We start from the raw sequence: 10,903 nt of genomic DNA on the forward strand, positions 1-10,903 counted from the left end.
AAAAAACCCTTGATGGATGGGTTTAATTAGTCATGTAATTTTCAAGTATTAACAGTCAATGAACTTAATTATCATAATGCCGTTAAATATGCTCTTTGCACACACGTGTTAAACAGTTTATAAATAAAGTTTACAAGAGGTCGTGATGAATCTTAAGGTGGTTCATTCACGGCTTTTTTGTCTTCTTAAAACGGCGTTCAAAAAATTGGAGGCGTTATTATGACTCTTTATTTTGCGAGCGTATTGTCTGGATTAGAATACGTTTTATCAAATGAAATTAACAACAAGGTGAGTGATTCTGAAATAATTCAAATAAATAAAGGGAAAGTTTTCTTTACGATAGCTGAGTCTGTTACATGCTTAAGTTCTTTAAGGTCGGCAGATAATTTATTTCAAGTGATTGACCAATTTCAAATTGGTCCACATAAAAAGCACTTATCTCAAGTAAGTGAGCAAATATCCCAGTTGGATTTGGATTTTATTGATCATAAAGATTTATATTGGGTAAATGCAAGCCGTAAAGGAAAACAAACCTATAGTCGTTTTGAAGTGGCAAAAAAAGCAATGGAGGGCATTAAGAGGCGGTACCCTGATTGGAACATTGGAACGTCTCAAAATCATCAGGTAGAATTCAGACTCGACATCGAACATCATAATGTGATTTTTTCATTTCGACTTACAGATGCGACGTTTCGTTTTCGCAATCAGAATCGACGGTTCTCTCGTGCATCATTACTTCCTACTGTAGCTCATGCGATGGTGTGGTTGTCAGATCCTAAATCGACAGATATTTTCGTAGATCCTTGTTGTGGTTCAGGCACAATTTTGTCTGAACGAGCCACATACCCTGCAAATCAGATAGTTGGTGGAGATATATCTTACCCAGTCACAAAAATAGCCAAACATAATCTTGATGATTTGATGGTGGAAGTTAATGCTTGGGATGCAAGGAAATTGCCTTTTGCTACTGGTTATGTCGATAAAATTGTAACTAATCTTCCATTTGGTAGACAAATTTCCCCCGACGAGGATTTAGAATTGTTCAATCGCCATATTATGAATGAAGTATGTAGAGTCTTGAAGCCGAACGGGAGAGCCGTTATTTTGTCTGAGAGTGTCAATCAATTGTTTTGGGAAGCAAAACGATTAGGGCTTTTTTGTCTGAAATCTTATCCTCTCAGTTTGAAGGGTGTGAATCCTACCTTGTTTGTGTTTGAAAAACAAGATGAACATAGAAAGGAGTAGCAATTTAAGAGAAAAATTCATTAAAGTAGAAATAGATGGTGGTCAAGCAGAGAATATTCTCCATCATTTTTTGATGATAACGTGTCGAAAGTTGTTTACAAAACGGTTATTAATATAAAGAAATTTTCAAAAAGAGACTAAATTTATTGTCGTGGGTACTCTTTCAAAGCTCTAAGAGCAAAGGTTTTGTTCACTCAAGGCTATCGTAAAGTTAAAAAATAAATTCAAAAAAGTTGGAGTTACTTTTGAAAAAATGTTACCTAATCTATTCCCATTTGGAAACAAACTGGCTATGAATGGGTGTCTGAAGACTTCTATTGTGCTGATTTTTCCATATTAACTAAGCAATAGAGGAGGGGTATTTTTAACTCTCTTTCCACACTATTTTCAAGATTACCCCTAATTGTTTATAGACCAAGGTGAGGAACAAAAGGACTGCGTGAGGAAGTTGCGTAATTTAGTAGACTTGTGCAGTCCTCTTCTTTCCTTTGAAGCGGGAACCTGATAGCACCTTGGATAAAAATTCGTTTTTACTTTTCAGAAAGAATTGGCCTGTCTCCAAGTCTTATGGCAATACCTTTGTTTTTCTTATACTATAAAACCAATAAAACTTATACTTTTCTATAGTGTAATTAAAAACTCGGTTTATCCCAGCCTTTTTTGGTGAAAGTTGGATGTTCACTTATACGATAGCCCCGAATATTTCACTCTTTCCTATAATGAAATAAAAAAAGCTGTACCGAAGTTCGTTTTACGACTCCGTACAACTTTTTTAACTAGTTATTACGTTTATTGTTTAACTAAAGATAACGCTTGATCCAATACTTTATCCCCTTGAATCATGCCATATGCCATTTGATCAATAACTTCTACGGCGATGCCTTTAGGTTCAAGCTGTGTTCTTATTTTTGCTTCTAAATATCTGACTTGCGGTCCTATAAGCACGACATGAAGGTCGTCTAGCTCATTCTTTAGCTGTGATTCTGCCATAGCACGAATATCTACTTCTAAATTCCGTTGCGTCGCTGCTTCCTTCATTTTCTTCACGAGCATCGATGTTGACATACCTGCTGAACAAACAAGAATAATCTTCATCTTTGATCCTCCTCTATCGTTTCTAGTTTTTCATATAACGCTATCATTTCAATTGCCAAATCCTTTACAGTTAGCGCTGTCATTAAATGGTCTTGGGCATGGATTAAAATGACGGATAAATCGGTGTGTGCGCCTTCCGCTTCTTGCTGCAACAACTTTGTTTGCATTTGATGTGCTTCAACAAAAGCTTCTTCTGCTTCCTCTATCTTTGCATGAGCTTGCTCAAACTGATACGCCTTCGCTTTTGCTATCGCTTCCATTGATAATGACCGAGCGTTCCCCGCATGCAATATAATTGTAAATGATAACTTTTGCAACTCCTCTTTTACAGTCAATTTGTTTTCCCCTCATTTCGTTTCATCATTCTCGCTCCCGCTAAAATAAACGGTATATACATAACAATAGCGAGTGTTAAATTGAATAATTGTAATACGACACCTCTAAAACTTCCTCCTGTTACAAGATAACCGCTTAGAATAGGCGGTGTGGTCCAAGGTAAGATAGCAACTGTTCTAGGGACTAGCCCTGTCGCAATGGCAATATAAGAAGTGATTGTAAGCGTAACAGGAATTAAAATAAAGGGTATTAACATCACTGGATTCAAGACGATTGGCAATCCAAATATCACTGGTTCATTAATGTTAAAAAGTCCTGCTGGCGCAGATAGTTTGGCTACTTGTCGATAAGGATGATTCTTTTCTCTGCGAATAACGATAAAGACAGCAATTAATAACGCAATGGTCGTCCCAGAACCTCCCATAAATACAAATGAATCTAAAAATGGTTTAGTCACAATATTTGGCACTTCAAATGCAGACATGCCACTCTTAAACAGATGAAGATTTTCTTCTATTAAAGGCAGATAAACAGGTTCAATGACAGAACCGATAATATTCGTGCCGTGCAATCCGAAAAACCAAAGCAAATGATTCAAAAATGAAACAAGCATAGCAGCAGGCAACGTATTTCCTAACCCTTGCAATGGCTCTTGAATAATCGTAAAGATAACTTCAAAAATACTCTGCTCTGCAAATACAATCATCAAAGCTTGGAAAAATCCAAGTAAAATTAAAATAATCACAGCAGGGATGAGCGCTTCAAAGGATCTAGTTACACCTTCAGGCACACCTTCAGGCATCTTAATGGTCAGCTTGGAAGTAATTAATATTCGAAACAACTCGGTTACTACTAACGATAAAATGATACCAACAAACAAACCTTGTGTTCCAAGCCATCCCATATTTAGACCGCCGTCAGCAGTAATAGGAACTAACATAATAAATCCAGCACCTGCTATTAACCCCGCAGCCAAGCCATCCAATTCATATGACTTCGCTAAATTATACGCAATGGAAAAGGTAACTAACAAACCTAGAACAGCAAACGTCCCATTCCAAATACTTCCCCCCACCGCTTGCCAGTTTCCATCTCCAAAAATACCGTTCATCCATTCCACAAAATGGAACGCTCCAAAGGGAGGAAAATTGTTAATTAAAATAGCTAACGACCCGACAATAATTAATGGCATGATGGCAACGAATCCATCACGTATAGCTACAAGGTGACGCTGTGACCCAATTCGACCAGCAATTTCAATGAATTTTTGCATCGCTTTATTATCCATTCGTAAAACCCCCTGTATTAGAATTGTGGTAAATAATCTTTATGTGCCTCTAATAACGCATCCAGCAATCTCTTACTATCAGCCTCCTCCCCAATTAATGGATTCATAACCATTGCCAGATAGGCATCTTCGTAATTACCGGTTATACTTGCACGGATAACCAATTTTTCAAACGCTTTTATTTGGTAAATATGTCCTTTTACACTGTCTGGTAAAGATCCAACTACAATTGGTTGTGGTCCATTCTTTGTAATAACACTATTCACTTCAATAACCGCATCTTCTGGCAAATCAGGGATTGCTCCGTTATTTAATGTATTTACCGTTTGAACATCCGCTTTGTTATTATAAATAGAGTCCATCAGACTACATGCTACATCACTATAAAACGCCCCACCTCTTTCTTCTAGCTCTTTTGGTTTTTCACAAAGGTCAGGATTTTTGTATAGCTCAAATAACGATTTTTCTAGTTGCTGGACCACTTCTGCACGCGTTCCGTTTTCTTTTAATGCCTGCACGTCTTTCTTTAATACTTGGGCGGTTTGAAAATAATATTGATGATACGGGTTTGGCAATAACGAAGTTGCTTTAATAAAAGTTTGAGACCAACCGAGATTTACGATATTGGCAGGAGAATAATCTAAACCTTCTTTTAATTTAGCAAGCACTTCTGTTGTATAGTCAACACCGTTTACCCATACTTTACGACCAAACACATAATGATTCATACCAATAAATTCAATCATTATATTTTCAGGTTTTGTATTTAAGATTTCTGCAGTGGAATGACGCATATTATAAGGAATATTGCAGACGCCGATTACTTTTTTATGTGGGGAATACTTTAACAACGCCTCTGTCACTATTCCTGCAGGATTTGTAAAATTAATTATCCAAGCATTAGGACAAATTTCATGGACATCTTTTGCTAACTCCATTAAGACGGGGATCGTACGGAATGCTTTGAATATGCCCCCTGCCCCATTTGTTTCTTGACCAATATATCCATACTCCAGTGGAATTCGTTCATCTTTTGACCTTGCCGCTAAACCACCCACCCTTATCTGTGTCGAAACAAAATCAGCCTGTTTTAATGCCTCCCTTCTATCCAATGTCCATGATAATTGTATTGGTTTTTTGGCTTTTTCAATCATCCGCTTTGCTAACTGCCCGACAATTTCCAGCTTTTGTTTACCTGCTTCAACATCTACTAAAACGATCTCTGTAACGGGAAAGGAATCATGTCGCAAAATAATTCCTTCGATAATCTCTGGTGTATAACTAGACCCACCGCCAATTACTACTAATTTAAGTGTCATTTGTCTATCTCCTTTGCTGTACGTATTATGCATACACTGGTACTTCGTTTTTCTTCTGAATCACCTAAAATGTATCATACAAATTTTAAAATGTAAATACATTTAGTGAAAATAATAATTTGTAATACCATTTATACGGAATAAGTTGTGTTTTAACAAATAATCTTGTACACTTTGACTACATGTTACTTCTATTTACTGTTGCTAAAGAAAATAAATACATTTGTTGTAGCTGTATACATCATTCGCATTAATAGGATCTACTATTGCTTCTATAGGAAAATGGATAACTCCATAAACAGATTACGAAGGATAATACAAGTATTAAAATGTTATTACAAATAGGTACATCTAGCAATTTCTGTTAGTGTGTCTTTATTCCAGGTGATCTAAAACTCCCACCCAAATATTGGGGCTATATAAGCTGAACAAGTCGAAAGCACCTAAATCCCTTTTTTTCATAAGAGTCCTTTAGGCTATATCCTTGAACAACTAAACTAATTAGGGGATGTAAGAAGACCGCTACGTATAACAGTTTCATTTTATATAGATATTAGAAAAACTTGGTTTGTCGCCAAGTCTTATGGTGAAAGCTCTAGTTTTTCTTATACTATAAACCAAATAAACTTATACTTTCCTATCGTGTAAAAAAGCTGGACCTCAAATTTATTTAAGCTGTATGTAGAAGAAAGCGTTGTTTTATTCAACTGTATATGTGTAGTACGTTAAATAACGAAAACATATGAATTAGAAAGGAGAGCAAAATGAAAAAAAATCCATCCTTGCATGCCTATATTAAAGATGAGCTACTGAATCAAATAAAAGCAAACAAATATAAACCAGGAGACAAAATTCCAACAGAGCTAGAATTGTGTAAAGATTTTAATGTAAGTCGTACTACAGTTAGAACTGCCCTTAACCAATTAACGCTCGAAGGCTACTTAGTACGTCATCAAGGGAGGGGTACCTTTGTAGCTGATCAAAAGCTAAAGCAAACGTTAACCCAAACAGTGAAACGCTATAGCGATCAGGTAGCCATTCAAGGAAAAGAGGCAAAAATCTTTGTTCTATCGATCACTGTTATTCCAGCAAATGAATATTTAAGTCAGCAGCTAGAGGTCGCGCACAACGATCCCATTCAATGTATTGAAAGAATTCGCAAAGCCAATGATGAACCTACACAATATGAAATTGCTTACATCCCTTGGATTGTAGCACCAGGAATTACGGAAACACAAGCGGCTTCATCGCTATACGCTTCTTTAAAAAATGATTTTCAAGTGCATGTTGCAAAAACGATTGAGCATATAGAAATAACGCTGGCGGACGAAATTTGTTCCAAGCATTTAGACTGTGAGTTGCATGCACCTTGTTTTTATATTGAAACCCTTGCTGAAAATGAAAACCAAGAAAAAGTAGAATATTCACGTGCTTATTTTAGAGGAGATAAAACTAATTTTGTCATTGAGCGAAATTATCCTAATTCTTAGAACAACTCGGCTTAACAGCAAATCATTATGATGCAAGCTACCGCTCGTAAAATGCGAGATATTTTAATGTACAGATTGTAGCATTTCAACTATTATAAAATATATGGGGGCATATCTCATGAAGATTTTAATCAATGCAGACGATTTTGGCTTAACAAAAGGTGTAACAGAAGGAATTATAAAAGCACATACAGATGGTATTGTTCAATCTACAACACTTATGATGAACGGCAAAGCTACACAATACGCTATTGCAAAAGCAAAAAAACACCCTTCCTTACAGGTGGGAATTCACCTCGTTTTAACTTGGGGAAAGCCATTGAACAACGATTTAGCCATATTAACTAATAAAGACGGTTTTTTCAAGTTTTCAAAATTGGAAAGAGAGCTTCATACAGAAGAATTAACAGCCATTAAAAAAGAGTGGCAGACACAAATAGACGCTTTTCTATCTTCCGGATTACCTCTTCACCATATTGATAGCCACCATCATGTACATGGATGGAAAGCGCTAAAGTCTGTTATTATAGAATTAGCTACGATGTATCAAGTTCCCGTTCGCTACACAGAATCGTTACGAAATGAAAGCGATTTGCTATTAACAGAACAGATTTGGACACATTTTTATGATTCTGGGGTGAACAATAATCTCTTTTCACATTTAAAAGATTTACCGGTTAAGCATGTTGAAGTGATGGCTCATCCAGGATTTGTTGATGATGATCTACGACAACAAAGCTCATATACAATGAAGCGAGAAGAAGAATTAGAGTTACTTTGCTCCCTACAATTGCCGGATTGGGCAGAGAGGTTTTAACCGAGCGTTTCTCCCGAATAGCATATTTTTAAGAGATACTCTTTAAAAATTGGAAGTTGTGAGCTAGTCTAAATGCAAACATCGCATAAAAGTCCATTTCGAATGAGTCCTTCATCCATATGGCGATGAAAGAAAACACCCACTAATTGAAGTATCCCTTGATATACAAGTTTTGAAAGATTAGTAGTAAGGAAAAATCAAGGTCTTAAGGTAAACCCTTAATGAAAAGGGGGCTTACTCGACACTAATTGTTAGATCACACAGGCACGAACTAAAGACCTCTGCATGAATTGGGTATGTAGGTTTTCTGTGAACTACTCGCGACTTAGCATAGCTTAAAGTGGGAGAGACTTCTCTCGCAAATACGTTAATGTTTAATAGCAACTCTTCATGACTTGTACATGGCATATTACTGTATAGCCTTCGCTACAGATTAAAAAATTTCACTGGAGGAGAACAGATGAACGCTCAACCTGGTTCCATTGCAAAAGTTTGTTTGCTTGCAGGCAAAATCATGCTGGAAAGCGGTGCTGAAACGTATCGTGTAGAGGACACGATGAACCGGATTGCTGCATCATTTGGACTTGAAAACGCTGAAAGTTATGCTACACCTACAGGGGTTCAGTTTTCTACGGAAGGAGAAGTTTCCTATTTTCGGAGAATTTCCAATCGTTCCAATGATCTTCAAAGAATTACAGACGTCAATAGTATATCTAGGCAAATTACAGCCCAATCCTTAGATGCCAAAGAAGCTTTATTGCTTTTAAAAGGAATCGAACATCAGAGTGAAACTTTTCCACTTTGGTTACAGTTTATAGCTGCTGCCCTTGCTAGCGGAAGTTTTGCCATTATGTTCGGAGGTTCTTGGTCTGATTTTTTACCTGCCTGTATTGCTGGTGCTCTCGGATATGCTGCTATGATTTGGATTGAAAAATTAATTGAAATACGGTTCTTTGCTGAATTCATAGCCTCATTTTTCATTGCTGTTATTGCGGCTTTCAGTATTCATGCTGGATTTGGGCAGCATTTAGATAAAATTATTATAGGTGCTGTGATGCCGCTTGTCCCTGGTTTACATATTACAAATGCCGTTCGTGATTTAGTTGCTGGTCATTTAGTAGCAGGCATCTCAAAAGGCGTAGAAGCTACATTAACAGCATTTGCGATTGGTGCAGGCGTTGCTGTTCTGTTTGCATTTTTTCCGTAGAATGCATTTATAACGTTAAAAAGTATACACTAAAGAATGGTAACTTATTTAAGCATTTATCCATGATTTCTGTTTTAATGATCTTCACTAGGGAGTGATTACAATGTTACTTGCTCAGCTTGTTACAAGTTATGTTGCGGCGGCTGGTTTTGGTATTCTTTTTAATGCACCGAAGCACTCTCTTTTTCAATGCGGTATGGTTGGAATGTTCGGTTGGATGGTTTATTATATTTTAGTTGAACAAGGATTAGATGCTGTTCCTGCTAGTCTTTTTGGTTCTATGCTTGTAGGGATACTTAGTCAACTTTGTGCAAAGATATTTAAAATGCCCATTATTATTTTTAATGTTTCAGGCATTATTCCGCTTGTACCTGGTGGTTTAGCTTACGATGCGATGCGAAAGTTTGTAGAAAATGACTACTATACCGCGGTACAACTTTCAGCAAAGGTCATGCTACTTGCTGGAGCAATCGCTATCGGATTGATGTTTTCCGAGGTAATGAATCAATTGATGAAAAAAACTTCAGGCTGGCTTCATATAGAATAGTTGATTTTCACATTTTAACCTTATATGATAGTTGTGTTACTAAACAGAAAATGGAGAGGGTTCTATTGAAAACGGTGGATAAACCAAACGTCGTGATTGTCATCTTTGGAGCAACAGGGGATTTATCAAAAAGAAAGTTATTCCCTTCCATTTATCGTCTTTATCAAAACGGAAAAATTGGTGAGGATTTTGCAGTTGTTGGTCTTGCTCGCCGTCCGTGGACGAATGATATCTTTCGCGAAAAAGTATGTGAATCAATAAACGAATCAGAATCAAACAATCAAATAGACCTAGAAGCATTTGCTTCTCATTTTTATTATCAGTCTTTTGATGTTACAGATAGTTCATCTTATACCCATTTAGATGGATTGTTAAACCATCTAGAAGGTCAATACCAAACAGATGGGAATCGAATTTTTTACTTAGCTATGGCTCCGGAATACTTTGGAACGATTGCTAATCAAATTGAACAAAACGGTTTAAAAGAAAGTGTAGGCTGGACAAGGTTGGTCATTGAAAAGCCATTCGGGCACGATCATACCTCGGCAAAAGCGTTGAACAATCAAATCCGATTAGCATTTAATGAAGATCAAATATATCGTATTGACCATTATTTAGGAAAAGAAATGGTGCAAAATATTGAAGTTATTCGCTTTGCAAACGGGATATTTGAACATTTATGGAACAACCGATTTATTTCCAATATCCAAGTTACGTCCAGTGAAAAACTCGGTGTCGAAGAACGCGCGCGATATTATGATCGCTCAGGAGCAACAAGAGATATGGTGCAAAACCATATGCTTCAAATGGTCGCCTTACTAGCAATGGAGCCGCCCATTAAGCTAACTCCCGAAGAAATACGTTCAGAAAAAGTGAAAGTATTACGAGCTCTGCGGCTTGTTGAACCAACAGAGGTTGAAAATTATTTCGTCCGTGGCCAATACGGTCCAGGCCCTCTAGGAAAAGGATATCGCGAAGAAGCGCCAGAATTGAAAAACTCGATCACAGAAACGTACGTTGCTGGGAAGGTAATGATTGATAACTATCGTTGGGCAGGCGTCCCTTTCTATATTCGAACAGGTAAGAAAATGAAAGAAAAATCAATTAAGATCGTTGTTGAATTTAAAGATATTCCAATGAATCTATATTATAAGGATGAAGCAAAGAGACATCCTAATCTGCTCGTCATCAACATTCAACCAGACGAAGGCATTACACTTCATTTAAATGCAAAAAAAGCTGGTATAGGTTCCATTGCCCAACCAATTGAATTATCTTATACAAACAATGGTGTCGATGGAATAAACACACCAGAAGCTTATGAAAAATTAATTTACGATTGTATTATCGGTGATACGACTAACTTTACCCATTGGGATGAAGTAGCCTATTCATGGAAATATGTAGATGCTGTTTTAGACGCATGGTCAAAAACAGAGCCTCTGTTTCCAAATTACGCTGCCGGATCAATGGGACCAGAAGCGGCAGACCGCCTACTTGAAAAAGACGGGTTCCATTGGTGGCCAATAACCGATTAAAACTGAAGCTCTTTGCTTTTA

Annotated in this window: 10 protein-coding genes; 6 read left to right on the top strand and 4 right to left on the bottom strand. The window is 36.9% G+C overall.

Annotation, left to right across the window (positions count from 1 at the left end):
- Window positions 1–219 precede the first annotated feature (219 nt).
- Window positions 220–1,245: an EmtA family 23S rRNA (guanine(2470)) methyltransferase gene (locus tag B2C77_RS18520; RefSeq protein WP_077706378.1), complete on the top strand. Its 1,026-nt coding sequence runs from the start codon at window positions 220–222 to the stop codon at window positions 1,243–1,245.
- A 789-nt stretch (window positions 1,246–2,034) separates the two neighbouring features.
- On the opposite strand, the gene B2C77_RS18525 is transcribed toward B2C77_RS18520, so the two are convergent.
- The 4 genes from B2C77_RS18525 to B2C77_RS18540 are packed head-to-tail and all read right to left on the bottom strand — an operon-like array spanning window position 2,035 to window position 5,283.
- A complete protein-coding gene (locus tag B2C77_RS18525) occupies window positions 2,035–2,340 on the bottom strand; it encodes a PTS sugar transporter subunit IIB (RefSeq protein ID WP_077706379.1) in 306 nt (101 codons plus the stop codon).
- On the bottom strand, window positions 2,337–2,675 hold the full coding sequence (locus B2C77_RS18530; RefSeq protein ID WP_077706380.1) for a PTS lactose/cellobiose transporter subunit IIA: 339 nt from the start codon (window positions 2,673–2,675) through the stop codon (window positions 2,337–2,339). Before B2C77_RS18530 ends, B2C77_RS18525 begins: the two co-directional genes overlap by 4 nt.
- On the bottom strand, window positions 2,672–3,964 hold the full coding sequence (locus B2C77_RS18535) for a PTS sugar transporter subunit IIC (protein WP_077706381.1): 1,293 nt from the start codon (window positions 3,962–3,964) through the stop codon (window positions 2,672–2,674). Before B2C77_RS18535 ends, B2C77_RS18530 begins: the two co-directional genes overlap by 4 nt.
- A gap of 17 nt (window positions 3,965–3,981) precedes the next feature.
- The gene (locus B2C77_RS18540; RefSeq protein WP_077706382.1) at window positions 3,982–5,283 is read right to left on the bottom strand and encodes a 6-phospho-beta-glucosidase; all 1,302 of its coding nucleotides are present in this window, start codon (window positions 5,281–5,283) and stop codon (window positions 3,982–3,984) included.
- A gap of 764 nt (window positions 5,284–6,047) precedes the next feature.
- On the opposite strand from B2C77_RS18540, the gene B2C77_RS18545 reads away from it, so the two are divergent.
- The 5 genes from B2C77_RS18545 to zwf all read left to right on the top strand — a co-directional run bounded on the left by B2C77_RS18545 (window position 6,048) and on the right by zwf (window position 10,882).
- Window positions 6,048–6,773 (top strand): GntR family transcriptional regulator, encoded by a 726-nt coding sequence (locus B2C77_RS18545; RefSeq protein WP_077706383.1) that lies wholly within the window; start codon window positions 6,048–6,050, stop codon window positions 6,771–6,773.
- Between the two features lie 118 nt (window positions 6,774–6,891).
- A complete protein-coding gene (gene chbG / locus B2C77_RS18550) occupies window positions 6,892–7,590 on the top strand; it encodes a chitin disaccharide deacetylase (RefSeq protein ID WP_077706384.1) in 699 nt (232 codons plus the stop codon).
- 460 nt (window positions 7,591–8,050) lie between these two features.
- Window positions 8,051–8,797 carry a threonine/serine exporter family protein gene (locus B2C77_RS18555; RefSeq protein ID WP_077706385.1) on the top strand — a complete coding sequence of 249 codons (747 nt, stop codon included), beginning with the start codon at window positions 8,051–8,053 and terminating at the stop codon, window positions 8,795–8,797.
- Window positions 8,798–8,900: 103 nt separating this feature from the next.
- Entirely contained in the window at window positions 8,901–9,344 is a 444-nt protein-coding gene (locus B2C77_RS18560; RefSeq protein ID WP_077706386.1) for a threonine/serine exporter family protein, read from the top strand.
- 65 nt (window positions 9,345–9,409) lie between these two features.
- The gene (gene zwf, locus B2C77_RS18565) at window positions 9,410–10,882 is read left to right on the top strand and encodes a glucose-6-phosphate dehydrogenase (protein WP_077706387.1); all 1,473 of its coding nucleotides are present in this window, start codon (window positions 9,410–9,412) and stop codon (window positions 10,880–10,882) included.
- The last annotated feature ends 21 nt before the right edge of the window (window positions 10,883–10,903 follow it).

The sequence above is a fragment of the Virgibacillus dokdonensis genome (genome assembly GCF_900166595.1).
GTDB lineage: Bacteria > Bacillota > Bacilli > Bacillales > Amphibacillaceae > Virgibacillus > Virgibacillus dokdonensis.